The following is a 23808-nucleotide window of genomic DNA, read 5'->3' as shown; positions in this document are numbered from 1 at the left end:
TACCTCTGACGTTTGTCATCGACCCTGTGGGCTTGGAGCCCACAGGAAAAATTAATACGCGGGCACCAGGGCGCCCGCAAAATTCCGCATTAGAAATTCATGCGGAAAGTGACACCGGCTGTGCGGGGCGTCCCGGTGAAAGCCTGGTAGGAACCCTCCTGCGGGCTCACGATCTTGTCGACATTGGAAGAGACGTTGGCCGGCAGCTTCTGCGTGTAGTAGCTCTCATCCGCGAGGTTCTGCACCCAGGCGGAAATGTCGTAACTGGCATCGCGCCATCCCAGGCGGAAGTTGCCCACCGCGTAGGCATCCTGCTGGTGGCGCGGGTCCAGCTCGGAGCTGTAGTTGGCAGCGCCGGTATAGCGATAGTCGAGGCGCGCATAGAGATCGCCGCTGAACAGCGGTTGCTCCCATTGCAGCGCGACATTACCGGTCAGCTTGGGCGCAAAGGGCAGGACTTCACCGCTCAGGTCACACTGCCCCAGCGCGTTGTCGGGGGTCCGGCCGTGATAGCACTGGCCGCCGCTATAGCGATCGTAGACCGCCTCGATGTAGGCCAGGCTGGCGTTGGCGGTCAGCTTCTCACTCAGCAACCACTCGGAGTCGATTTCGACACCGTCGACGACGACTTTTTCGGCGTTGTTGACCGTGAAGCCCAGGCTGACGAAGCTCGCATTCTGGAAGTCTTTGTACTCGGTGTGGAAGAGCGCCGCATTGACACGGGCGCGGCGACTCCAGAATTCGGTTTTCCAGCCCGCTTCCAGGTTGGTGATGTCTTCCTGGTCGAAGGGACGGGATTCCAGCGATGACTGGCCATACTGCAGGCTGTAACCGCCGGCCTTGAAGCCACGCGAGTAAAGCGCGTAGACCATGGTGTCGTCGGACAGGAAGTAACTCAGGTTGACGTTGCCGGTCACCGCAGACCAGGTATCGGACTCGTCGAAGTCGAGCCCTTCCGGGGTCAGGCTGCACACCAGGTTAAAGCCACAGGCCGGAGCCGCAATCTGGTTGCCCTGTACTATGGAGCCGGATTTTTCCTCGCGGGAATAGCGCAGGCCCACATCGAGCTTGAGGTCTTCGCTCAGCTGGGTGCCGACCTGCGAGAAGAGACCCAGGGCGCTGCTGTCCTGCTCGGCGAGAAAGTCGCCGCGATCGCCCTCGATACCGAATACCGGCGCGGGGACACCCAGCAACGCATTGCCGATGACACCGCCGTAGGCCCCGATATCCTCTTCCAGCACAAACTCGGCTCGCTGCTCGTCGCCGCGGGTGAGTTCGTTGGTGTAGTAAAAGGCCCCGAGCATCCAGTCCCAGTCGCCATCGGAATCCGAGGCCAGGCGCAGTTCCTGGGACAGGGAGCGACCAGCCTGCAGATCGTTGAACTCGACCAGGTGCAGCGGCATCTCCTCGGCGCCGCCGAAGCGGAGGTCCGCACTGTAGTCTTCGAAGCCGCTGATCGAGGTCAGGGTGTAACCCTCGCCCCGGTATTCGAGCGTCAGTACACCGTCCACCGAATCCTGCTCGAAGTCGGAGTGATCGTCGCTCTCGATAATGCGGTCGGAGGGGTCGTTGTTGGTCACCGTGTGACCCGCCTGGCCGATGATGGCGAGCTGCATCTGGCTGAAGTGCACATCGGCCATCATTGGGCGCATATTCCGCTGCGCGGCGCCGACGATCAGGCGCGCCGAGAAATCATCGCTGAAATCGTACAGCAGCTGGCCGCGCAGCGCCCGGCCATCGAGACTGTCACCGGCACCCGCCACCAGGTTGTCGATCAATGGATCGCGCTGGGTGTCGGTAAAGCTGATGCGGCCACTGAGGCTTTCTGTCAGCGGCGAGTTCACGTCCCCGCGCAATTGGCGGTAGCCCTCGGTGCCCAGGTTCACTTCCGCCATCGCCTCGAACTGATCGTGCGGCGCCGCGGTGGTGATGCTGACCACACCGGCACCGGCATTTTTTCCATACAGGGTACTCTGCGGGCCTTTCAGTACTTCTACCGAGTTGACGCCGACCAGGTCGCCGAGACCCAGGCCGGAGCGCGAGCGGAAGGCGCCGTCGATGATCAGTGCGGTGTCCGGTTCGAAGGTGGGGATATTGCCCTCGTTGCCGATACGGCGCGTACGGAAGCTGGCGTTGATCGGCGATATGTTTGTAGTGACGATCAGCGATGGCACCTGTGCAGCAATGTCGCTGACATCGCGGAAGCCGGTATTGGCCAGGTCATCGCCGGTGATGGCACTGACAGCCACCGGAACATCCTGCATGCTTTCGGTACGCTTCTGCGCGGTAACCGTTACTTCCTCGAGCGCGGGCCCGTCGGACTGCGCAAAGACGACTGACGGGCTGGTGATGGTAATAAGACCGATTGAGTGAAGGATGGCCCGGGCGAGAGGGCGGAGACTCAGTTCGGATTCGATGTTGATGCACTTCATTATTATTGTCCTCTGCTGGCTGTCGAACTGGACAGACACACTGTGGTGCAGACGCCGGATCTTTATTGCCCGGCTTATCCTGTTTGCTCCGCCAAACGCTGCGCCCTTTCAAGGCTTTCGCAATAGCGGAGATGTCACTTTAGGTGAGGGGTCCGGCGCGCACTTATCCTGCAGCGACAGCCGCTTCTCAATTCACGACAGGCAGTATTTGGGAACTGCCAGCGCAATGCGGTTCATACACAGGAGCTTGCACGCACCGGCCAGATAGCCGGTACAGGGAAGTGGAAAACCGCGAGGGAGCTATCGCGGAGCGAGAACAGAGCAGCGGATTTGCCTGGCGGAAACCGGCTGCGGATTTCGCCTGAAAGACGCCTGTCGATCAGCCGGCGAAACGCAGTAGCAACAGCACCAGGCCGGCGAGAAAAACTGTCTCGCCAATCATCAGGGCAATGGGCCTGAAGCCGACAGAAGTCACTTCCTTCAGCTGCGTCTTCATGCCGATCGCGCTGATTGCCGCAACCAGGCACCAGCTCGACAGATCGCTGCCCAATTGCTGCAGGCCCGGAGCCACCCAACCGGTGCTGTTGACGGCGGCGAGCGCGACGAAGGCGACGGCGAACCAGGGCAACAGCGGCGGGCGCTCGCCGCCCTCGGCCGCGCCCCGGGCACGGGTGATCATGGCCGCACAGACGATGACCGGCAGCAGCATGGCGATGCGCATCAGCTTGACGACCGTGGCCGTGTCCCCGGTTTCCTGCGACAGGCTGTAGCCGGCCCCAACCACCTGGGCCACATCGTGAATGGTGCCGCCGAGGAAGATACCGGCATCCACGGGCCTGAGGTCGAGCAGCTGCACGACCATCGGGTAGGCGATCATCGCGATGGTGGAGAGCGCCGAAACCCCGATCACGGTAAACAGCGTTGCGCGCTCCTTGCCCGGGTGCGACGGCAGGGCCGCGGACAGTGCCAGCGCCGCGGACGCGCCGCAAATGGCCGTGGCGCCGCCGGTAAGCAGGCCAAACAGCGGCTGGAATCCCAGCGCCCGGGCCGCGGCCACCGAGACCAGGATGGTGGCCACCACCGACACCACTACGATCAACACCGGCTCCCAACCCAGTGCGGCGATCTGCGCGAAGGTGAAGCGCAGGCCGAGCAGTGCCACGCCGATACGCAGCACCTGGCGCGCGGTGAATTCGATACCGGCCCTGCAGGGCCCGTCGGCGGCGAGAAAATTCATTGTCATGCCGAGCAGCAGCGCGAACAGCATGACCGGTGCATCGTAATGCTCGGAAAGGAAGCTTGCCGCCGTCGCCACTATCACACTGGCGACGATTCCGGGAAACAGTGCGCGACCGCGCTCGCGGATGGCGGCGATGCCGGTCACAGCGACACTGGTCATGCCGACAGTTCCTCACAAGCGGCATCGACGGGTAGGGCCAGGGTCCTGCGCATTACCGCGACCAGCGTATCGGCATCCACCGCACCGGCGACGGTGCCGCGGTTGTCGAAAACGAAATAGGGCACACCCTGTGCCGCCCGCTGCGACTCTCGCCGCGAGAGCGGTGCGGCGGAATTCAATGCCCGCTCGATGCCCTTTGCGTCCAGGCCGACGCCGCGGGCGATGCGCCGCAACGTGTCTGTATCACCGATGTCCTCTCCCTGCTGGAAATAAGCGCAGAACAGGTGCTCGAGCAGGTCGGCGTGCTGCGCCGCACCATTCTGTTGCCCGGCAATCGCGAGCAGGCGATGCGCGCGCGCGGTATTGGGCATCACCGATATACGCTCGAAGGCGATTTCGACAGCGGCACCCTCGGCTGCTCGCCGCACCTGTGCCTGGCGCAGGCGCACGGCCTCGGGGCCGCCGAGGCGGCGCTGGTAGAATTCGTTGAAGGGTAGCCCCTGCCCTGGAATGTCTGCCAACAACTGCACCGGCTGCCAGTGCAGTTCCGGCCGGATTTGCGCATGCTGTCTGGCCAGGATCTCCAGTGCGGACTCGAGGTTGCGCTTGCCGATCAGGCACCAGGGACAGATAAGGTCAAAGTAAATATCGATACGCATTGTAGGCATCAGGCTCGAGCCTCATTTGGTGCGTTGCCGCTGTCGCCTGCGGAGCCGTGCAGTCGCTGCAGATCCTGCAGATAGCGGCGCTTGCCCATGTAAAACACCAGTGCGGCCAGCAGACACACCAGTGGGATCAGCTGAAAGGCGCCGTTGAGGCCGAGCACATCGGCGAGACGACCGGTGACCAGGGGGCCGGGGGCGAGGCCCAGCAGGTTGTTGACCAGCGTCAGCGTAGCGAAGGCGGTGCCGTGGATGCTGGCGTGGGTGAGGTTGGCCACCATGGCGCCGGCCGGCCCGGAGGTGCCCGCGGCGACAAACATGCCGGCGCCGATCAGCAGCAGCTGCGGCAGTCCGGCGGGAAGCTGGAAGGCCAGTGACAGCAACAGGAAGGTCGCCAGGCTGTAGGCGCAGGCGAGCACAAATTTGCGTTGCGGTAAATTCTGGCTGAGGCGGTCGCTCAATATGCCGCACAACACCATGCCGGCCCCGCTGATCAGGACAAACACGGCGGCGAGGCCACCCGCCTTGTCCGGCGACATATCGTAGTAGCGGTTCAGATAACTGGGTATCCAGGCGATCATGGCGCCGCCGATAAACAGCTGCAGGCCGCTACCGACGTAGGCGCAGACGACCGAGCGGCTGGAAACCAGCCCCGCCAGCCGCCGACGCAGCGGTGGCGTCGACCCGGCATCGCTGCGCGCCTTGCGCGGGGCAATTTTCGCCTCCCGCACTATCAGTGGGTAGATAAAGGCCAACGCCAGGCCGAACAGTGCCATGGCGGCGAAGGCCCAGCGCCAGCTCAGTGCCGTGGCGATGACGCCGCCGAGACCCATGCCGAGTACCGAGCCGAACATGCCGCCGGCCATAAAGGCACCGGTCAGGGTGGCGCGCAGGCGTGCCGGAAATACCGACAGCACCACCGCGATGCCGACACTGCCGTAGGCGGCCTCGCCGATGCCGACGAAGAAGCGCGCGGTCAGCATCTGCTCGAAGCTCTCCGACAGCGCGCACATAAGTGTTGCGAGGCTCCACAGGATCGCCATCAGCGTCAGGCTGCGCACACGCCCCCAGCGGTCCGCGAGCAGCGACAGCGGAAAGGTCAGCAGGCCGACCATCAGCGCGACTATGCCGGCCAGCAGGCCCAGCTGGGCGTCGGACAGTGCCCACTCTTCCTTGAGCATTGGAAACACGGCATTGAGCACCTGCCGCGACATATAGTCGGAAATCAGCAGGCCAAAGGTAAGCGCGAACACAATCCAGGCATAGCGACGCGGAACATCGCTGGCTGCTGTTTCGCTGTGATGGAATTGGGCCATGGAGCTTCCTCGTCGAAGACTGGGCGAGCCTGCATCAGCTGCTCGCCCGGCACCACCGGTGCATTACTTTTGCAGGAAGCCCTGCATGCCGCCCTTCGGGTTCGGCGCGAAGCCGTTGGCCGCCAGAGTCTCTTCGACGGTGTCGTAGAAAATGCCGATCTTGAGGATCTCGCGCGCTTCCGGGCCGTTGGCAACCGGGCGACCGAACTCTTTGGCAATGCGCACCAGCTGCTGGATCTGCTCAACGGTGGTCACCTTGCGCGAGCGGTCCTGGGCCCAGAGGTTGTCCTCGATACCGCAGCGCACGTGCAGGCCCATCGCCATACCCATCATGTTGATCGGCAGCACGTTGAGCATGGTGCTCTCCACGGTCAGCATGGTGCCGTCGGGGATGGCGCGCAGGAAGTTGGCCATGCTGTAGATGTGCGGCTGATCCATACCGCCGCCGATGGCGACCCAGTTGCACACCAGCGGGCCCTTGTAGACACCGCGACGGATCAGGCGCTCGACCGTCTCGTAGCTGTTGATGTTGTAGAACTGGAAAGCACTCTGGATACCGGCGTCGCTCAGGCGCTTGACGTGCTCTTCGATGAAGCCGGGGCCTGATGGCACGATCATTTCGCGGTAGGCATCGTAAGTTTCGTCGCCCATGGAAGTGCCGGCGTAGTCGCGCACATCCATCTGCTCGATGACGTTCATCTGGGTGGTGTTGACCGTTACGGTGACCTGATCGGGCTTGGGGTCCAACTCGGCGAGCATGTGGCGGGTGTCGTCGTGCAGCCACTTGGCGGCCGCGCCGTCTTCCGGGGGCGCGAAGGAGATGGAACCGCCGACCTGGATCACCATCTCCGGTACCGCTTCGCGCACACCGGCGATCAGTTCGTTGAACTTTTCCAGGCGCTTGGAGCCCTTGCCGTCCAGTTCGCGCACGTGCAGGTGCAGTACCGCGGCGCCGGCTTCGTAGCAGTCCACGGCCTTCTGGATCTGCTCTTCCATGGTCACCGGGATGTCTTCCGGGTAGTCGGACGGGAACCATTCGGGGCCGTAGGGGGCCGCGGTGATAACGAGCTTGTCCTGGTTTTCAGGGAAGAGTGCGCCGTCTAAAAAGTTCATGGCTGTTTCCTCAAATTATTGGAAGCGGACAGTGTTGCCGGTCAGTAGGGTTGGTCGCCGATGATCCCGGCCCGCTCCATCTTGCGATGGCAGGGCGGGTAGTCCATCACCGCATAGTGCTGGGTGCTGCGGTTGTCCCAGATGGCCACACTGTTTTTCTGCCAGCGCCAGCGCACCTGGTACTCGGGGATGTACGCCTGGCTGATCAGGTAGTTGAGCAGCTGGCTGGCGCCGGGGTTGGCATCCTGGCCGAAACGCACCCGCTCGGGCGTGTGGTAATTGGTGAAGTGGGTGGTGAAGGCGTTGACGAACAGAATCTTCTCGCCGGTTTCCGGGTGGATGCGCACCACCGGGTGTTCCGCATCCGGGTACTGGGCCTTGAGCGCGAGGCGTTTTTCCACTGGCATGGCCGCGCCGAAACTCGCCTCGATGCTGTGACGGGCGCGCAGGCCGGCGATCTGTTCCTTGATGTGCGCCGGCAGCTTTTCATAGGCCAGCGCCATATTCGCCCACATGGTGTCGCCGCCGACCGGGGGGCACTCGACGCAGCGCAATACACAGCCCATCGGCGGCGCCTCGCGCCAGGTGGCATCGGTGTGCCAGGCGTTTTCGTAGCGATCCGCCAGCTGCTCCGGCGACTTGTAAATCTGCACCAGGCCCGGGTGCTCGGGATCACTGCCGGCTACCGGATGGTCCTCCAGTTCACCGAAGCCGCGCGCGAAGGCCACATGCTCGGCGCGACTGAACTCCTGGTCGCGCAGGAACAACACCTTGTGTTGCAGTAGCAGCGCACGGATGTCGGCAAAGAGTCCGTCGTCGCGCACCGCATCGGCGAGACTCACACCACCCAGCTCGGCGCCGATACTGCAGGTCAATGGCTCTACGCGCATGGTCACACCTCCTCAGATGATGAAAATCGAGGAGCCGGTGGTCTTGCGCGCTTCGAGATCCCGGTGCGCCTGCACCGCATCCTGCAATGCATAGTGCTGGTTGATCTCGATGCGGATGCGCCCGGCGGCGATGTGGTCGAAAATCTCCCCGGCCAGATCGGCCTTCTCTGCCGGATCGGCGATATAGTCCGCCAGCGCCGGGCGCGTCATATACAGCGAGCCCTTCATCGCCAGCAGTTGCGGATCAAACGGCGGAATAGTGCCGGATGCGGTGCCGACGCAGACCATCAGGCCGCGGCGTTTTAGCGAGTCCAGGGATCCCATAAAGGTGTCGCGGCCGACACTGTCGAACACCACCGCAACCCCTCCGCCACCGGTGATTTCGCGCACACGTGTGGGAACATCCTCACAGCTGTAGTTGATCGTGTAATCGCAACCGTGCGCGCGCGCTATCTCCGCCTTGGCGTCGGTGGACACTGTGCCGATCACATTCAGGCCAAGCAGTTTCGCCCATTGGGAGATAATCAGGCCGACGCCGCCCGCGGCAGCGTGTAGCAGAATGGTGTCGCCGGGCTGGAACGGGTAGATGCGGCGCATCAGGTAGGCCGAAGTCAGGCCGCGCATGGTCATGGCCGCGGCGGTTTCAAAGGCAATGGTTTCCGGCAGCTTTATCAGCGGCGCGGCCGGCACAAGGCGCTCGGTGCTGTAGGCGCCCAGTGTGTTGATAAAACCGGTGTAGGTGACGCGATCGCCGGGCTTCACATTGGTGACACCCTCGCCGACGGACAGCACCACACCCGAGGCCTCCACCCCCATACCGTTGGGCATCGGCAACGGATAGGTGCCGTTGCGGAAATAGGTATCGGCGTAATTCAGGCCGACCGCCACGTGGCGGATGTGTACCTGGCCGGGGCCCGGCTCGGGCACTTCGACGTCCTCATAGCGAAGCATCTCGGGGCCACCCTTTTCGTAAATGCGCACGGCTTTTGCCATTCTGATCACCTGTCTGCAAACTCGGTTTTTTGCCGGGCTAGCCCAGCGGCACACCCTGTTCGTCCCTACTTTAGGCAACCGGAGCGGATATCTCTTTTCTCTGCGCGACAGGCACTTTTCTTTTCACGACATTGGTAAATGCGGCAATAAACCGGGAAATTACGCGCTAAAATAGCCAGGCACCGAGTGTAAGGAACCGCAATGCACGCCATGCAGCTTCCTTTTCACGACAATGGCGCTGTTGGATTTACCGGGCTGCCCCGCGCGCTGAGGGCGGCCGGCGACAGACACTAATGGCGGGGTTCAAGCTATGGCGACACTCTTTCGGGCCGCGGCACTGACCAACTATTTCGAGGTGGCGGAACACCTGGGGCTCAATCCCCAGCCGCTGCTCAGCAAATTCGGCTTCAGCCGCTCGCAACTGGCCGATCCCGAGCAGCGCATCCCGGCGGCGGCGGCCATCGCACTGCTGGAGGAATCGGCCCGCGAGAGCAACTGCATTGCCTTCGGACTGCGCATGGCGGAGTCGCGCCAGCTGGCGGACTTCGGCGCGGTGAGCCTGTTGCTGACCCACCAGCCCACCCTGCGCAATGCGTTACAGGCGGTGGTGCAGTACGAGCACCTGCTCAATGAGGGCCTGGCGATCAGCATCGAGGAGGCGGGAAAAACGGTGATAGTGCGCGACGAGGTGGTGACCGATCCGCCGATGGCTTCGCGGCAGGCGACGGAGCTCGCCGTCGGCGCCCTCTTCCGCCTGTGCAGCGCCCTGCTCGGCGCCCACTGGCAGCCGTACGGCGTCAACTTCACCCACGAAGCACCGGAGGACCTGCAGGTGCACCGTCGCGTCTTCCGCTGCAAGTTGAATTTTTCCGCCGAGTTCAACGGCTTCACCTGCCCGGCAGACAGTCTCGATTACCCCAATCCCACCGCCGATCCCTCGCTGGCCCAGATTGCCGCGCGCTATGTGGAATCCCTGCCGGGAAAGGCCAGGCACTCCGTCGAGCTGGACGCGCGCAAGATGATCGTACTGTTGCTGCCGACCGGGCGCGCGACCATCGACCAGGTGGCGATGACCCTGGGCATGAACGTGCGCACATTGCAGCGGCGCCTCGATGAATCCGATTCGGCATTTTCCGACCTGGTAAACAGCGTGCGGCGCGAACTGGTCATGCGCCATATCGAAAACCCCGGGCACAGCCTGGGCCGGGTGGCCGAACTATTGGGCTACTCGGTGCCGAGTTCCTTCACGCGCTGGTTCAAGGCCCAGTTCGGCGCCTCCCCGGCCGAGTGGCGCGCCAGGCATATAAAGAAATCCGGCTGATTCGCCCCGCCAGATTGAGGGCCGACGCACCCACCGTCATCCACCCGCTTCGCTGGGCATCGGACAAGGGAAGCAAGTCAGGGATAGGCAGAGCGTCAAAATCCGAAACGCGAGGAAGCTGATGGCCTATCCCGTTCAACAGATATCAGCGCTCTGACGGCTTCTCGTCGCGCACTGGCAGGACCCGGCCCTTGACCACTTCAGTGAGCGCCCGCGACAGGGCACCGGTAGAGACACCGATCATCAGCACCCCGTTGATCGCCTCCAGCGGCCCGAGCAGCCGGTGCTTCTCCGACATCACGATATCCCCGTAACCGAGGGTGGCGAAGTTCACCCCCGAGTGATAGAAGGCCTGCTCCAGGGTCTCAAACTCGCCCAACAGGTAAAACAGCAGCGCCCAGACCGCGATCTGGGCGAGGCTCGCGAAAATCAGGATCAGCATCAGCCCGATGACCACCCCCTCCGCTCGGAGGAAGGTCGAATATACCCTGTACTCCCTGCGCACGAAGTAGCGCAGCGCGGCCACTACCAGCAGGCTCTGGAGCAGCAGGCACACCGCCGTGGTGGCCAGGCCGAGCAGCAGATTGAGCAGCATCAGTCCACCTCCCCCGGGGATCTCTGTACTGTCCGCCCGCGCCACCAATCGAGCAGGGCCATGGCGGCCAGGGCGTAAACGGCGACGCCCAGGAACAGTGCCATACGCACGACGAAGGCCTGGTAGACATCCTTGCCCTGGGCGCTGTCCTGCACCGCGGCGCCGAGCAGGATCAGCATGTTCAACAGCGTGTTGACCCAGAACCCCGGTGTCAGCCGGTTGCGAAACACCTGGTAGCTGCCGGCAGCCAACAGCAGGCTGACGAGCAGCACCCAGCCGGTAAAGAACCACAGCTCCACGGCGAGGCTCAGGCACCACCAGACACCGACAGCGCAGAGGCCGCCGAGCAGGGTGGATCCCACCAGCTCGCGGCTGGCACCGCGCAACTGCATTTCGCTCGCCTCCCGCCCCAGCAGGATGCTCTTCACCAGGAACGGCAGGTTGGTGGTGGGATTGGTCAGAGTGAAGGCAAATGCCGGCAGCACTATCAATGTCGCGCGCAGGGACAGCCAGTTGCCCTGCGCCGGTGTCGCTGCCGGCGGTTGTGGCGGGACAGCGCCCGGGTCCTCCGGAAACAGCGGATATACCAACCACAGGCTGGCGATGGCCACGGCGAGCCCGAGCACCATCGCCTGGACCAGGGCAGTTGCCAGCGCCGGACTGGCGCTGTTTGCGGCGGGAATAACCGTAAAGCCGAGGGCGAGCAGGGTGGCGGGCAGCTCCTTGCCACCGACGATGGCCAGCCGATTGCAGAAGAAGACCCCCAGCGCGATCAACAGCAACGTCGAGAAGGGCGCCTGCTGTAACGGCGGGCCCAGCAGCACACCGATGCCAAGTGCCAGGGCCATAAACAGCAGCAAGCCGGCGGACTGCCTGGCTCCCGGGGGCGGCGCCGGCTTGGCCGCCAGCAGGACGGCGAACAGGGGCGCGACAAAGGGCACCCCCAGGTCAAAGCCATAGCACAGGGCCAGCGCCAAGCCGGTGCTGCAAGCCAGCCGGTAACAGCGGCGCGCGGCCAGCGGCATGGGGCCGCGGTCTTTGCGCTGCGTGGTGACTGGTGTCCTGTCGTCGGAGGCCTCCATCTCGTTTTCCATTCAATAGGCGTAGGAGAGGTAGCTGAGCACGCGGATATACAGTTTGCCGAGCAGCCGCAACAGGCCGTGGCCCTCGGTGTAGGCGATGACCGATGCCTGGCCGCCGATGCGCAACTGGTGCAGCAGCTCCGGCGGCGGCGGCTCGTTGAACTCCACCCGCACCGGGAAGCGCTGCGCCTGGCGCAGCCAGTCGCGATTGTTGTCCACGCTGGGCAATCTGCCGGGCGGCGGTGCACTGCCGACGCTGACCCCCAGGCCTATATCGCGCACACGCCCCTTCAGCACCTGTCCCGGCAGGGCATCCAGCAGTATCTCCACCGGCGTTCCCTGCTGCAGGTGGCCCAGGTTGTTCTCGGTGAAATCCGCGCTGATCCACAGGTCCTCCAGCGCAATCAGTGTCAGCACCGGACTGCCGGCACCGGCATAGAGGCCAATCTCAGTACGCAGGTCGGTAATAACACCGCCGGCCTCCGCGACCACGACAGTATTGTCGAGGTCCAGCTGTGCCTGGGCCATCTCGGCGCGGGCCAGCTGCAGGCGGGTGTTGGTCTCCTCACTGGCGCCACCCATCTGGTCGATGGCTTCCTGGATGGCCGCTTCCGCCGCCGCGACCCGGGCGCGGGCCTGTTCCAGGTTGGCGCGGGAAATCTCCAGGCGACGCACGGAGATGGTGCCTGGATCGTCCTCCCACAGGCGCTTCAGGCGCGTGTAGTCCTGCTCCGATTCCCGCTGCCCGGCCACAGCGACGCGCAGGTTGGCTCTCGCCTGCGCCACCGCAGCATCCCCGGCCGCCACCTGCTGCCAGGTGTTGTCGAGGTTGGCGCGGGCGCGCACCAGCGCCACCTGGTACTCAGCGTCATCGATCGCGAACAGCTTGTCCCCGGCCTGTACCCGCTGGTTGTTGGTCACCCACACTTTGGTGACGACACCGGCGACCTTGGGCGCCACACCCACCACATAACCCTGGATCCTGGCCTGGTCGGTATAGGGAGTGAAGCGGTCGGCGAGCAGGTACCAGAACAGCGAGACCAGGATCAGCGCGAGCAGTATCTTCACACCCCGCCCCACTGCCCGTGCCGGGGCGGATTCGGTCGATTCCGGCGGTGGCGCAACCGCGGTCTCTTCCGCAGTCGGCGCATCCCGCTCGGTCTCGACACTCTCCCGGCTCACGGCGCCTGCCCCCCGTCGGGCGGCAGCGGCAATGGCGCCTCCAGCAGATCGCCCCAGTCGGTGCGCTCGCGCATCTGCTCGCGCACTTCCGGCGGAATCACGTCGTCGATGGTCACCTCGCGCCAGCCGCCTCCCAGTGATGTGTACAGATCAATAATGGCAGCTACATGCTCACCGCGGTTGAGGGCGACCAGGTCGGACTGGGAGAAGACCGCCGCCTGGGCATCGAGCACGCGCTGGAAGTCGGCATAGCCCTCCTGGTACTGGCGGGTGGCTATCTCCAGCGAACGCTCCGCCGACACCAGGGACTCGTCGAGAATATTCTGACGGGCCCCGGTCTGGTCGATGCGGCTGGCGGCGTCATCGATTTCGCGCGCTGCACCGAAGACTGTGGCGCGAAAACTTTCCAGTGCCTGCTGCAGGCGCGCATCCTGGACCCGCACATTGTTTTCGAGGCGCCCGTAACTGAAGATGTTCCAGGTCAGGGCCGGCCCCGCCACCAGCCGGGACACATCTCCCACCGAGTCCAGGCTGTTGCCGGACCAGCCGACGGTGCCGAACAGGGAAATGGCCGGGTAGAGATCCGTCAGCGCCACCCCCACCTGCGCCGACTGCGACGCCGCCTGCCAGGCCGCCCGGCGCACATCCGGGCGCCGCAGCAGCAGGTTCGCGGGCATCTCGCGCAGGAGAATCTGTCCCGGTGCCGGTAACCGGCCATCGACATTTGCCAGTTCCGGCAGATCTCCCGGCGCCCGCCCCAGCAGTGCGCAGAGCGCGTTGCGCTGCCGGACCAGATCCAGCTCCAGGTCGGGGATACTGGCCAGGGTGGCGAGGTACTGGGTGCGCGCCTGCTGCAGATCGAGTTCGGATTCCTGGCCACTCTCGAACAGTTTGCGGGTGATCTCCAGGCTGCGCTCCTGCAGGGCGACGTTGTCGCGCGCTATATCGATGCGCTGCAGGGTGGTCTTGTAGCCGTAATAGAGGATAGCGACCTGTGCCATCAGCAGCACCTGCACGTCGCGCTGGTTGGCCACCGAGGCAAAATAGGCCGCGTCGGCAGATTCAATACCGCGACGGAAACGCCCCCAGAAATCCATCTCCCACTGGATATCGAAGGCGGCGTCACCGGTGCGGTAATCCCGGTGGCCGTCACTGGGTCCACCGTCAATGTATTCGGAGACGTAGGCCCCGGACGCATTGATCTGCTGCAGCTGTGGATACTTCAGGCCGGTGGCTATCCCCAATAAGGCGCGGCTCTCGAGAATGCGCAGGCCGGCGATGCGCAGGTCGGGGTTCTCGAAGCGCGCCTGCGCCAGCAGGTCGTCGAGCACCGGGTCGCCGAAGCGCCGCCACCACTGGCTGATATTGTCGGCCTGCGGGTCCCAGCTCACCTGGCCGTAGAGTTGCGGCTGCCATGCCGCAAGCCAGGCGATATCGGGCTCACTGAAGTTGGGGCCAAGCGGCGCGCAGGCGGCCGCGCTCGCCAGCAGCAGGGCACCCAGCGGGCGGGAAACGGCGTGGGCACTGGCCGCTCGAATCATTCGCCGCCCGGGTCGGCGCCGGGGTCGGGGGTGCGCTCTGGCTCAGCACCATGTACCCAGGCCCAGAAGATCTGGTAAGCCAGTGCGAGGGTGACGGCGCCGATGAACAGGCCGATCAGGCCGGCGGAAATCATGCCGCCGATGGCGCCGAGCAGAATCACCGGCATGGGCACGGCCAGGCCGCGGCCGAGCATCAGCGGCTTGAGCACATTGTCCGCCAGGCCGGCCAGTACCAGGTAGATGGTGACCAGCGTGTTCGCCCCGGTGGAGCCATCGCCCTTCCCCCATATCCAGGCCAGCACGGGGACGACGAGCACTATCGCCGGAACCTGGGCAATACCGAGCAGCAGCGCGACAAGTGCCAGCAGGCCGGCGGCGGGTACCCCGCCCAGCAGGAAGCCGATACCCAGCAATACCGCCTGGATAAACGCCACCCCGATCACCCCCGAGGTCACCGAACGCACGGTGGCGACGGAGAGGTCGAGCAGCTCCGGGCCGAATCTGGGGCCGCAGATACGGCTGAATATGCGACGCGAGGATTCCTCGCCGGGTGCGGCGTAAGCCAACATGATTCCAGCGACGATGAACGCGCCGATGAAAGCGAGCAACTTGGCCAGCATGCCGCCCACGGCGGTGGCCGCTTCCCGCGAGATGGTGCGCAGCTGTTGTTCGTAACTTTTGATAAAGGCGTCGAGGTTGCCGGAAGCGCTCTGCCAGGCCGCATACAGCTTGTCGCCGACCAGCGGCCACTCTTCCACCTCCGGTTTCGGCGGGGGGACGGCCAGGCTTCCCCGAGAGAACTCCCGGTAGATCTCCAGCATATGATCGACAAAGGAAATGCCGAGCAGCACGGTGGGCACACCGAGCAACAACAACATCAACAGGACCAACAGGCAGGCGGCGCGGCCCTTTGAGGTGCCCGTTTTTGAGACCAGCATCTGATTCAGCGGATACAGGGAGATGGCCAGCACCAGGGCCCACATCATGAAAGAGAGGAAAGGTGCGAAGGCGCGCGCGGCCAGCCAGGCCAGCAGCGCCAACAGGGCCAGGCGCACCGCGACATCCACCAGCGCACTGGGATCGGAGGCGCGGCGATTGTTCTCGGGTGCGTCCATGAACCCAACTCCCATTTTTACGGGCGGGTGGCAATTCCGGTTCCCTGGGCGACCCGCTTCCGGCAGGAATTATAGCAGCCGCCCAATGACGGATTTTGTCGCGGGCGCTCAAATGCCAGGGCCGCAATTGCTGTTTGCGGCGCGTTCGCGGGGTGTTTCCGGTGGCGGCTCCTTCAGGTCGGCTTTCTCGTCATACCGCCCTGCGCCGGTATGACGAGCCAGTGATGGCTCGGATTGAAACAGGGTATCTACGGATCCGATACGGTGATCGACCGGATTCAGCCCGGCTCCGCGTTTTCCTCGCGGTAGGGTTTGTGCAGTTCCACCGGCGGCGCCTGTTTCCTGCGCAGGCGCAGGTTGAGCATTTCCACCGCAACCGAGAAGGCCATGGCGAAGTAGATATAGCCCTTGGGCACGTGCACATCAAAGCCCTCGATAATCAGGGTGAAACCCACCAGTATCAGGAACGCCAGCGCGAGCATTTTTACCGTCGGGTGGCGGTCGACGAAGTCGCCGATGGGCTTGGCGGCTATCAGCATGACCAGTACCGCCAGGATAATGGCGATGGCCATAATCGAGATCTGGTCCACCAGACCCACGGCGGTGATCACCGAGTCCAGTGAGAAAACGATATCCAGGATCGCGATCTGTACCAGCACCACGCCGAAGGATGCGGTTGCGGTGCTGACGGTCTGCTCGGCGCCCTCCAGGCTGCCGTGAATCTCGTGGACGGCTTTGACGAGCAGGAAGAGGCCGCCGCCGATCAGGATGACGTCGCGGCCGGATATTTCCATGCCGAATACCGTAAACCAGGGCTCCACCAGCCCCATGATCCAGACGATGGAAAACAGCAGCGCCAGGCGCGTGACCATCGCCAGGGTCAGGCCGATAAAGCGCGCCGGTTCGCGCTGCTTTTCCGGCAGGCGGCCGACGAGGATGGAAATAAAGATGATATTGTCGATGCCCAGGACGATTTCCAGCGCCGCCAGTGTCGCCAGTGCCACCCAGGCCTCGGGGTTGGCCACCCATTCAAACATTTAGGAATTCCTTTTCAGTACAAAGGGGGGAATGATTTGAGCGGGCTATTCTATGCGTCTTCACCCAGCCAGGCCATGGCCTCCGTTTCGTCTTCGAAGTAGCGCGCCTCACCGCCGATAAACCAACTGCCCACCCTGGCCGCCATCTCCTGCCAGCGGCGGTTGCCGAGCATGGCGATACGATTGAACTGGCGCCCGTGCTTCACTCCCAGCTTGAGATCGTCCCAGGCCGCGCGCGGCTCCCAGCCCTCCATCTCCGTCGCGTCGAAGAAGACGTTGATCTTCGGGTGCGCCACCCCCTCGATGGCGGACTCGAGCATGGGCACCAGGGACTGGTAGTCGTCGTGGGTCAGCTTGCCGCGCACATGCATGGTGAGAAAAAACTCACCGTCGGTGCGCTCGAGGCCGATCGAAACGCCGTGACGTTGCACACTCATAAGCGGCTCCCGCTACTCCGTGTGGCATTTATAGTGTGGCGAAGTCCGTATTGGGAGGCGCAGCAACAGGTGGCCCGCACAAGGGCGGGCGCGGGGGAATCAGTGGCTGAGAATCTCGACTATCTCGCGGGTGTGGTGCATCAGGCGCACTATCTCGCCCTCGATGCTGATGGTCACCACGCCGTGCTTGTCGACCGGCCTGACCACCACACCGTGCTGGTAGATTTCATGCTCCAGGATAGCGCCCACCTGCAGCTTCTTCTGCCAGCCCGGGGGCAGCTCGTCGCCGCGCTCGACCTTTTTCTGCAGACCCGGCGGCAGCTCCTTGTTGGGCTTGGCCAGCGCGCCGGCGGCCGGCAGTAGCAACAGGGCACTGAGCCCTGCGGCGATTGCGGATCTGAACATGGGTTTGCCCTCAATCAGAAAGGTAGTATTCGACCGTGGATACGACGCGCACCTTCTTGATATGGGGGTTGTTCTTGTCGCGGTCGCTGATGCTGAACTGCCCCTGGGAGGCGCGCTTGATCTTGCCCAGCAGGCTATCGGAGTCCTCGGCAAACTTCTGTGCGACCTGTCGCGCCTCGACGGTGGCCTGTTCCACCATCTGCGGCTTGATATCGTTCAATCCGGTAAAGATGTATTCGATCTGCCCCTGGTAGTTGTTGCTGGAGAAGGCGATGCCCTCCCTGCCCAGGTCCGCCAGTTTGTCCATGGCCGCGCGCACCTTGTCCACCTGTTCGGAATAAACGGTTACCGTCTGCAGCGCCGTGTAGCGGAACTCGGGCCTCTGGCCGCCGCCGTACTGTTGCGCGGACTTGTCGGTAATGGCCGGCAGGGATACGGACACCGCCTGCGGCGCTATACCCTGCTCGCCGAGGAATTTCTCGATGCGCTCGCTGTTGGCGGCGACGCCCTGGTAGAGGGAGGGCAGGTCATTGCTGGCGGCGGTGAACTGGATAGGCCAGATAACGATGTCCGCCGGCACCTCGCGCTCCGCCAGCCCCTTGACGGTGACAGTGCGCTCGTAGCCCTTGAACTTCTCCACGGCGGTGCCGAGCAGGTAGCCGAGCGATGCCAGCCCCAGCAGTATGCCGGCGCCGAGGAGAAGGGCGGGAGTGATGCTTTGTGTTTTCATGGTCGATTCCAAAAGAATGTCGGGCGCTCGCAAAAGGCGACCACAAAGATCGCCCCTGAACGCTGAATCGAGACTGAATCAGAGACAGATCTCGTCGTAACCGCGCCCGCGAAACTCCAGCAGGCAGAAGCCGTGGCCGAAGAGGTCCGACAGGCCGGCGATAGCGCCCCACTTATTGACCCGGATTTCGCTCTCCAGTTTCGCGCCGGCGGCCAGGGCGCGCGCCACCGCGGCCTCCACATCCTCCACCACCATATCCAGATGCACCGGCGTCCAGTGGCGCTCGTAGCGGCGCGTCTGCGCCAGCGGTTCCGCGACCCTTGAACCGGTCTCCTTGACCAGCAGGTAGAGGGGCGCATTGCCGCCGAGCATTTCCACTCCACCGGTACCGAAACGGCGGCCTATATGCAGGCCGAAGGCATCGCGATAGAAAGCGATCGCGCGCTCCAGGTCGTCGACATCGATATTGATCAGGAATTGCATGGCATTTTCACCCTTCGGAAGCGGGCCGCGACTGCTGGCAGTTCCAGCAATAATCGAAAGCCGCGCCATTCTCCTCACCGCAGTCGCGACAGCGCCAGGACTCGAGCTCTGCCTCGGCGTCGGCGAGCAGCTGGCGCGCGCGCTCGTAGTCCCGCTCCCGTTCGAGCCACAGTTCCGGCCAGGACTGGTGTGGCGCCAGGTCGCCGGATGCGCCCTGGGCGAACTCGTTCTTCAGGAAAACCGCTATGCCGGCGACTTCCAGCCTGCTCCTGGCCAGTTCTACCAGCAGGCGGTTTTCGTGGGTGTAAATTAATTTCATCAATAAAAAAGGGCCGCTTGTGCGACCCCGAGAGTAACAGCCCCTATCGGCAACTCAAATCTTTTATAGCCAATCAATCTTTATCGGCCATGGAACAGTCCCTGCCCGCGCAACTGTCGCCGGTGCTGACGGTACCGATTTCCACAGTGGTGTCGATGGCCCCCAGGCCGACACGCCCGGCGACCGTCGCCCTGCCACTGCTGCCGGCGATGTATTCCTGCACCACCCTGCCGGAACCATTTCTCTGCACGGCCAGTCTCTGCCCGGCTTCGACCCGTTCACCGCGACAGACGAATAACTGGATCCAATCTCCCGCCCGGACCGACTCTATATCCAGCAAAGCGCCGATTTTACCCAGTGGCTGCGGGCTTGTGTTATTGGCCCAGGCAGCACCGGCAAACGGCAGTATCAGCAGAAACAGGCAAACGCACTTCACGCGACGTCTCTCCTGGGCAATCAAAAAAACGGCGGGCAGGGCTGCCCGCCAAGGTGAGCATGTCGCCAGATTCATTCCAGGACAATAATGATTTAGGTATAGACGAGAACAAAAATCCGCGCCAACCGGGAGCGCGAAAAAATTGGGGCTGGAGAATAAAAAAGGGGCCGCAATTGCGGCCCAAGTCACAGGAGTCCGGGCTGCAGCGCAGCCCTAGAGCAATATTTCGATCAGCGGTATTTGAGTTGGTTACAGTGTAGCGAGCGGGTGGCTGGTGGTGGCCGCCGGAGCACAGGCGCCGGAGCGTACTTTAGTACGTGAGGACGCCGCGCACCGCCGCGCACCGCCGGACGCCGCCAGGCGCCGGCGCAGTAGCTGTAATCAGCTCAAATCGATCCAGGTGGACTTCAGTTCACAGTACTTGTCCAGCGCGTGCAGGGACTTGTCGCGACCGTTGCCGGACTGTTTGAAGCCGCCGAAGGGCACGGTGATGTCGCCGCCGAAGTAGTTGTTCACCCACACGGAGCCGGCGCGGACATTGCGAGCCATGCGGTGAGCGCGGTTGATGTCTTTGGTCCAGATGCCGGCGGCGAGGCCGTAGATGGAATCGTTGGCGATACGCAGCGCATCCTCTTCGCTGTCGAATTCGATCACCGACAGCACAGGGCCGAAGATCTCCTCGCGGGCGATGGTCATCTCACCGGTGACACCGCGGAAGATGGTGGGCTCGTAATAGTGACCGCCTGCCACCGCGTCCGCCGGCGCGCCGCCGCACACCAGCTGCGCGCCCTGCTCCAGGCCCTTGGCCACGTAGAACTCGACGGTGTCGAACTGGCTCTGGTCGATCAGCGCCCCCATGACAGTGCTGGGGTCCTGCGGGTGGCCGGGCACAAAGCGCTCGGTGGCCTTTTTCACCTTCTCGATAAACTCTGCCGCTATGCCTTTCTCCACCAGCAGGCGGGTACCGGCAGTGCAGGTCTCGCCCTGGTTGTAGAAGACGGCCAGGGCCGCGGCCTCGGCGGCCTTGGCCAGGTCCGCATCGGCGAACACGATATTGGGGCTCTTGCCGCCCAGCTCGAGGAAGGTGCGCTTCAGGTTGGACTGGCCGGCGTACTCGGTCAGGGTCTTGCCCACCTCGGTGGAACCGGTGAAGGTCAGGCAGTCGATATCCATATGCAGGCCCAGGGCCTTGCCCAGGCTGGAGCCCGGTCCCGGCAATACGTTCAGGACGCCGTCCGGCAGTCCAGCCTCCTTTGCCAGGCCGGCCAGCTTAATAGCGGTCAGCGGGGTGTTGGAGGCGGGCTTCAGGATCACGCTGTTGCCGGTGGCCAGTGCCGGGCCCAGTTTCCAGGCGGTGGTGGACAGGGGAAAGTTCCAGGGCACGATTGCGGCGACCACGCCCAGGGGCATGCGCTGCACCAGCGCCAGCTCGTTCGGGCCAGTGGGGGCGACCTCGTCGTAGACCTTGTCGATGGCCTCGCCGGTCCAGCGGATGGTGGTGACGGCACCGGGGACGTCCACATTCATGGTGTCGCTGATCGGCTTGCCGGCATCCAGGCTCTCGAGCAGGGCAATTTCCACCTTGTTCTGTTCGATCAGCTCGGCGAAGCGCACCATGACCTTCTTGCGCTCCATCGGCGGCATGTTGGACCAGACGCCGGACTCAAAGGTCTCGCGGGCCACCTTGACCGCCAGTTCGGCGTCCTCGGGACCACAGCTGGCGATCTGCGCCAGCTCCCGACCGTCCGCCGGATTGGTGGTCGGGCGGGTATCGCCGGACAGGGCGTCCACATACTCGCCGTTGATAAAGGCGCGGCCCTCTATCTCGAGGCCGGCCGCCAGGGCCTGCCACTCCTGCAGGGTTTGGGGAGTCTCCTGTTGTGGAGATGACTGTTGCGCTGACATGGCACACCTCTTCTTGAAAATTGAATTATTGTTCGGTTTATACCGAAAATGTGATCACAAATCAAAGAATATCAGAAGTCTTGTCGCCACCGCCAGGCTCCGCCGGGCGACCACAAGGTTCGCCTCTACAAGGTTCTCTCGTCATTCCGGCGCAGAGCCTGTGCCGGACTTGAACCGGTACCGGAACCCGGGAACCACCGCACTGGATACCGGCCCGCGCCGGTATGACGGATCAATGAAAGTTTGTTCTGGTACAGAGTAGCTGCCTGATTGCATTCATTGCCGGTACGACGCTGCAGCTCGACCTTCTATCAGGCCACACTCGTCTCCACCCGCAGCCAGTCGTCCTCCAGCTGCATGGCGATGTGGTCGCCGTGCAGCAGCTCGCCGACGCCGGCCGGAGTGCCGGTGAGCACCACATCGCCGGGCTGCAGGGTGAAATGGCCGCTGATATAGGCCACCAGGTCGAGGATCGGCGTCAGCATATGGGCCGTCTTGCCGCGCTGGCGCAGCTCGCCGTTCAGCCACAGGGAGTAGGTGAGGCCATCCCAGTCCGGCGCCCAGTCCAGCTTCACGAAGGGCGACAGGGGGCAGGCGCCGTCGAAGCCCTTGGCTATCTCCCAGGGGTGGCCGTCCTTCTTCAGCTGTGACTGCAGCTCGCGCAGGGTAAGGTCCAGCGCCAGGCCCAGGCCGGCGATGGCGGCGGGCACCTCGGCCGCGTTGGCGCCGGTCAGGGGAGCGCCGATCAGTAGCGCCAGCTCCCCCTCGAAGTGGCAGCCGCCGCGGCCCGCCGGCAGGTGGACCGGCTCGGCCATGGGCACGGCAGCGGTGGCCGGCTTGATAAACAGCAGCGGGTTCTCCGGCACCGGGTTGTTCAGTTCGGCGGCGTGATCGGCATAGTTGCGGCCGACGCAGACAATCTTGCCCAGATTCAGGTTGGTCCCGGTGCCGCAGGTATATTGGTGTCGGTACATAACTGAATTAGATACTTAGGATAGACATTTCGAATAAAGCGCCACAGGGCGCTTGTGGTATGATCGCGCCCTCGCCGGACTCCGGCCCAGTCTACAGATTTTCCCTTCGCCCATCGTCAAGAGAGTGTTTATGGCTCCACAAATTTCTCTGCAAAAGGACAAGATTCGCATACTGCTGCTGGAGGGCGTACACCAGTCCGCCGTCGACCTGCTGTCGTCCCGCGGCTACACCAATGTGGAGTACCTGAAGACTTCGCTGCCGGAAGAGCAGCTGATCGAGAAAATCGCCGACGCCCACTTTATCGGTATCCGCTCCCGCACCCAGCTGACCCGCAAGGTACTGGAGAGCGCGCCCAAGCTGATCGCCGTCGGCTGCTTCTGTATCGGCACCAACCAGGTGGACCTGCAGGCGGCCACCGAGCTGGGCATCGCGGTGTTCAATGCACCCTATTCCAATACCCGCAGCGTTGCGGAGCTGATCATCGCCGAGGCGATTTTCATGCTGCGCGGCATCCCGGAGAAGAATATGGTCTGCCACCGCGGCGGCTGGCTCAAGTCTGCCGTCGGCTCCTACGAGGCGCGCGGCAAGACCCTGGGTATCGTCGGCTACGGCGCCATCGGTTCCCAGGTGTCGGTGATGGCGGAGGCCATGGGCATGCGCGTGGTCTTCTACGATGTGATCACCAAGTTGCCGCTGGGCAACGCCACCCAGATCAACTCCCTCGACGAACTGCTGGCCGAGGCGGATGTGGTCTCCCTGCATGTACCGGAGCTGCCGTCCACCAAGTGGATGATCGGCGCCAGACAGATAGCACAGATGAAACCCGGCACGATTCTGCTGAATGCCTCCCGCGGCACCGTTGTGGAGATAGAACCACTGGCAGAGGCCCTGAAGAGCGGCCACCTGGCCGGCGCCGCCATCGATGTATTCCCGGCTGAGCCGCGCGGCAACGACGACGAGTTCCTGTCGCCGCTGCGCGGTATCGACAATGCGCTGCTGACGCCCCATGTGGGCGGCTCCACCGTGGAGGCGCAGGAGAATATCGGCACCGAGGTGGCAGAGAAGCTGGCCCATTATTCCGACAACGGCACCACCACCAGCTCGGTCAACTTCCCGGAAGTGGCCCTGCCGGGCCATGTGGACGTACACCGGCTGCTGCACATCCACAAGAATGTGCCCGGCGTGCTCAGCGCCATCAACCAGGTGTTCTCGGACAACCAGATCAATATCTCCGCGCAGTTCCTGCAGACCAACGAGACCCTCGGCTATGTGGTGATCGACGTGGATGCGGAATACTCGGACCTGGCGCTGGAGAAATTGAAGAACGTGCCCAACACGCTGCGCTGCCGCGTGCTTTTCTAAATATTTCCCCTCGCCCTGCTGAAACCGCCGTTTGCCGCGATAGAGATTGATCGCGGCCAACGGCCGCTTCTACAATAG

The 23808-nt window shown here is 63.5% G+C and carries 23 protein-coding genes; 2 read left to right on the top strand and 21 right to left on the bottom strand.

Annotated elements, in window-relative coordinates; all coding sequences use genetic code 11:
• Positions 1–89 precede the first annotated feature (89 nt).
• The 7 genes from IG627_RS00195 to IG627_RS00165 all read right to left on the bottom strand — a co-directional run bounded on the left by IG627_RS00195 (position 90) and on the right by IG627_RS00165 (position 8805).
• Positions 90–2432 (bottom strand): TonB-dependent receptor, encoded by a 2343-nt coding sequence (locus tag IG627_RS00195; protein ID WP_193189122.1) that lies wholly within the window; start codon positions 2430–2432, stop codon positions 90–92.
• A gap of 379 nt (positions 2433–2811) precedes the next feature.
• Positions 2812–3831, bottom strand: coding sequence for a YeiH family protein (locus IG627_RS00190; protein WP_193189121.1), 1020 nt, complete (start codon positions 3829–3831; stop codon positions 2812–2814).
• Entirely contained in the window at positions 3828–4499 is a 672-nt protein-coding gene (locus IG627_RS00185) for a DsbA family oxidoreductase (protein ID WP_226864556.1), read from the bottom strand. The genes IG627_RS00190 and IG627_RS00185 overlap by 4 nt, the downstream gene beginning before the upstream one ends.
• The gene (locus IG627_RS00180; protein WP_193189120.1) at positions 4499–5809 is read right to left on the bottom strand and encodes an MFS transporter; all 1311 of its coding nucleotides are present in this window, start codon (positions 5807–5809) and stop codon (positions 4499–4501) included. The genes IG627_RS00185 and IG627_RS00180 overlap by 1 nt, the downstream gene beginning before the upstream one ends.
• Positions 5810–5872: 63 nt before the next feature.
• Positions 5873–6922 carry a BKACE family enzyme gene (locus IG627_RS00175; protein ID WP_193189119.1) on the bottom strand — a complete coding sequence of 350 codons (1050 nt, stop codon included), beginning with the start codon at positions 6920–6922 and terminating at the stop codon, positions 5873–5875.
• Between the two features lie 41 nt (positions 6923–6963).
• A complete protein-coding gene (locus tag IG627_RS00170; RefSeq protein ID WP_193189118.1) occupies positions 6964–7812 on the bottom strand; it encodes a TauD/TfdA dioxygenase family protein in 849 nt (282 codons plus the stop codon).
• 12 nt (positions 7813–7824) lie between these two features.
• On the bottom strand, positions 7825–8805 hold the full coding sequence (locus IG627_RS00165) for a quinone oxidoreductase family protein (RefSeq protein ID WP_193189117.1): 981 nt from the start codon (positions 8803–8805) through the stop codon (positions 7825–7827).
• Positions 8806–9115: 310 nt separating this feature from the next.
• On the opposite strand from IG627_RS00165, the gene IG627_RS00160 reads away from it, so the two are divergent.
• Positions 9116–10126: an AraC family transcriptional regulator gene (locus IG627_RS00160; protein WP_193189116.1), complete on the top strand. Its 1011-nt coding sequence runs from the start codon at positions 9116–9118 to the stop codon at positions 10124–10126.
• 145 nt (positions 10127–10271) lie between these two features.
• Here IG627_RS00160 and IG627_RS00155 read toward each other — a convergent pair whose 3' ends face one another.
• The 14 genes from IG627_RS00155 to IG627_RS00090 all read right to left on the bottom strand — a co-directional run bounded on the left by IG627_RS00155 (position 10272) and on the right by IG627_RS00090 (position 22367).
• Positions 10272–10721 carry a potassium channel family protein gene (locus IG627_RS00155; RefSeq protein WP_193189115.1) on the bottom strand — a complete coding sequence of 150 codons (450 nt, stop codon included), beginning with the start codon at positions 10719–10721 and terminating at the stop codon, positions 10272–10274.
• Complete coding sequence (locus tag IG627_RS00150; protein WP_226864555.1) at positions 10721–11815, bottom strand: DUF2955 domain-containing protein; 1095 nt, start codon at positions 11813–11815, stop codon at positions 10721–10723. The genes IG627_RS00155 and IG627_RS00150 overlap by 1 nt, the downstream gene beginning before the upstream one ends.
• Positions 11816–12985 (bottom strand): HlyD family secretion protein, encoded by a 1170-nt coding sequence (locus tag IG627_RS00145; protein WP_193189114.1) that lies wholly within the window; start codon positions 12983–12985, stop codon positions 11816–11818.
• On the bottom strand, positions 12982–14526 hold the full coding sequence (locus tag IG627_RS00140; RefSeq protein ID WP_193189113.1) for an efflux transporter outer membrane subunit: 1545 nt from the start codon (positions 14524–14526) through the stop codon (positions 12982–12984). Before IG627_RS00140 ends, IG627_RS00145 begins: the two co-directional genes overlap by 4 nt.
• Entirely contained in the window at positions 14523–15641 is a 1119-nt protein-coding gene (locus IG627_RS00135) for an AI-2E family transporter (protein WP_193189112.1), read from the bottom strand. The genes IG627_RS00140 and IG627_RS00135 overlap by 4 nt, the downstream gene beginning before the upstream one ends.
• A 278-nt stretch (positions 15642–15919) precedes the next feature.
• The gene (locus IG627_RS00130; RefSeq protein WP_193189111.1) at positions 15920–16678 is read right to left on the bottom strand and encodes a TerC family protein; all 759 of its coding nucleotides are present in this window, start codon (positions 16676–16678) and stop codon (positions 15920–15922) included.
• A 50-nt stretch (positions 16679–16728) separates the two neighbouring features.
• On the bottom strand, positions 16729–17115 hold the full coding sequence (locus tag IG627_RS00125) for a SpoIIAA family protein (RefSeq protein ID WP_193189110.1): 387 nt from the start codon (positions 17113–17115) through the stop codon (positions 16729–16731).
• A 99-nt stretch (positions 17116–17214) separates the two neighbouring features.
• A complete protein-coding gene (locus IG627_RS00120) occupies positions 17215–17520 on the bottom strand; it encodes a hypothetical protein (protein WP_193189109.1) in 306 nt (101 codons plus the stop codon).
• A gap of 10 nt (positions 17521–17530) precedes the next feature.
• Positions 17531–18250, bottom strand: a complete 720-nt coding sequence (locus IG627_RS00115; RefSeq protein WP_193189108.1) for an SIMPL domain-containing protein — start codon at positions 18248–18250, stop codon at positions 17531–17533.
• Between the two features lie 78 nt (positions 18251–18328).
• Positions 18329–18733 (bottom strand): VOC family protein, encoded by a 405-nt coding sequence (locus tag IG627_RS00110; protein WP_193189107.1) that lies wholly within the window; start codon positions 18731–18733, stop codon positions 18329–18331.
• Positions 18734–18740: 7 nt separating this feature from the next.
• Positions 18741–19052, bottom strand: a complete 312-nt coding sequence (locus IG627_RS00105; protein WP_193189106.1) for a putative signal transducing protein — start codon at positions 19050–19052, stop codon at positions 18741–18743.
• Between the two features lie 73 nt (positions 19053–19125).
• Positions 19126–19488 (bottom strand): hypothetical protein, encoded by a 363-nt coding sequence (locus IG627_RS00100; RefSeq protein ID WP_193189105.1) that lies wholly within the window; start codon positions 19486–19488, stop codon positions 19126–19128.
• Between the two features lie 381 nt (positions 19489–19869).
• Positions 19870–21393, bottom strand: a complete 1524-nt coding sequence (locus IG627_RS00095; RefSeq protein ID WP_193189104.1) for an aldehyde dehydrogenase — start codon at positions 21391–21393, stop codon at positions 19870–19872.
• Between the two features lie 311 nt (positions 21394–21704).
• The gene (locus IG627_RS00090; protein WP_193189103.1) at positions 21705–22367 is read right to left on the bottom strand and encodes a fumarylacetoacetate hydrolase family protein; all 663 of its coding nucleotides are present in this window, start codon (positions 22365–22367) and stop codon (positions 21705–21707) included.
• A 130-nt stretch (positions 22368–22497) separates the two neighbouring features.
• On the opposite strand from IG627_RS00090, the gene serA reads away from it, so the two are divergent.
• Entirely contained in the window at positions 22498–23730 is a 1233-nt protein-coding gene (gene serA, locus IG627_RS00085; RefSeq protein ID WP_193189102.1) for a phosphoglycerate dehydrogenase, read from the top strand.
• The last annotated feature ends 78 nt before the right edge of the window (positions 23731–23808 follow it).

It is taken from the genome of Microbulbifer taiwanensis (assembly GCF_014904815.1).
GTDB classification, from domain to species: domain Bacteria; phylum Pseudomonadota; class Gammaproteobacteria; order Pseudomonadales; family Cellvibrionaceae; genus Microbulbifer; species Microbulbifer taiwanensis.
The sequence above is the reverse complement of the archived record's forward strand: the minus strand, read 5'-3'. Positions and strand labels throughout refer to the sequence as shown.

Excerpts from the sequence above, each read along its gene's own strand:
- IG627_RS00140 (WP_193189113.1), bottom strand. The coding sequence starts at position 14,526 with ATGATTCGAGCGGCCAGTGCCCACGCCGTTTCCCGCCCGCTGGGTGCC.
- IG627_RS00185 (WP_226864556.1), bottom strand. The coding sequence starts at position 4,499 with ATGCCTACAATGCGTATCGATATTTACTTTGACCTTATCTGTCCCTGG.
- IG627_RS00120 (WP_193189109.1), bottom strand. The coding sequence starts at position 17,520 with ATGTTCAGATCCGCAATCGCCGCAGGGCTCAGTGCCCTGTTGCTACTG.
- IG627_RS00125 (WP_193189110.1), bottom strand. The coding sequence starts at position 17,115 with ATGAGTGTGCAACGTCACGGCGTTTCGATCGGCCTCGAGCGCACCGAC.
- IG627_RS00160 (WP_193189116.1), top strand. The coding sequence starts at position 9,116 with ATGGCGACACTCTTTCGGGCCGCGGCACTGACCAACTATTTCGAGGTG.
- serA (WP_193189102.1), top strand. The coding sequence starts at position 22,498 with ATGGCTCCACAAATTTCTCTGCAAAAGGACAAGATTCGCATACTGCTG.
- IG627_RS00175 (WP_193189119.1), bottom strand. The coding sequence starts at position 6,922 with ATGAACTTTTTAGACGGCGCACTCTTCCCTGAAAACCAGGACAAGCTC.
- IG627_RS00110 (WP_193189107.1), bottom strand. The coding sequence starts at position 18,733 with ATGCAATTCCTGATCAATATCGATGTCGACGACCTGGAGCGCGCGATC.
- IG627_RS00150 (WP_226864555.1), bottom strand. The coding sequence starts at position 11,815 with ATGGAAAACGAGATGGAGGCCTCCGACGACAGGACACCAGTCACCACG.
- IG627_RS00170 (WP_193189118.1), bottom strand. The coding sequence starts at position 7,812 with ATGCGCGTAGAGCCATTGACCTGCAGTATCGGCGCCGAGCTGGGTGGT.
- IG627_RS00105 (WP_193189106.1), bottom strand. The coding sequence starts at position 19,052 with ATGAAATTAATTTACACCCACGAAAACCGCCTGCTGGTAGAACTGGCC.
- IG627_RS00165 (WP_193189117.1), bottom strand. The coding sequence starts at position 8,805 with ATGGCAAAAGCCGTGCGCATTTACGAAAAGGGTGGCCCCGAGATGCTT.
- IG627_RS00180 (WP_193189120.1), bottom strand. The coding sequence starts at position 5,809 with ATGGCCCAATTCCATCACAGCGAAACAGCAGCCAGCGATGTTCCGCGT.
- IG627_RS00190 (WP_193189121.1), bottom strand. The coding sequence starts at position 3,831 with ATGACCAGTGTCGCTGTGACCGGCATCGCCGCCATCCGCGAGCGCGGT.
- IG627_RS00130 (WP_193189111.1), bottom strand. The coding sequence starts at position 16,678 with ATGTTTGAATGGGTGGCCAACCCCGAGGCCTGGGTGGCACTGGCGACA.
- IG627_RS00095 (WP_193189104.1), bottom strand. The coding sequence starts at position 21,393 with ATGTCAGCGCAACAGTCATCTCCACAACAGGAGACTCCCCAAACCCTG.
- IG627_RS00195 (WP_193189122.1), bottom strand. The coding sequence starts at position 2,432 with ATGAAGTGCATCAACATCGAATCCGAACTGAGTCTCCGCCCTCTCGCC.
- IG627_RS00135 (WP_193189112.1), bottom strand. The coding sequence starts at position 15,641 with ATGGACGCACCCGAGAACAATCGCCGCGCCTCCGATCCCAGTGCGCTG.
- IG627_RS00115 (WP_193189108.1), bottom strand. The coding sequence starts at position 18,250 with ATGAAAACACAAAGCATCACTCCCGCCCTTCTCCTCGGCGCCGGCATA.
- IG627_RS00155 (WP_193189115.1), bottom strand. The coding sequence starts at position 10,721 with ATGCTGCTCAATCTGCTGCTCGGCCTGGCCACCACGGCGGTGTGCCTG.
- IG627_RS00090 (WP_193189103.1), bottom strand. The coding sequence starts at position 22,367 with ATGTACCGACACCAATATACCTGCGGCACCGGGACCAACCTGAATCTG.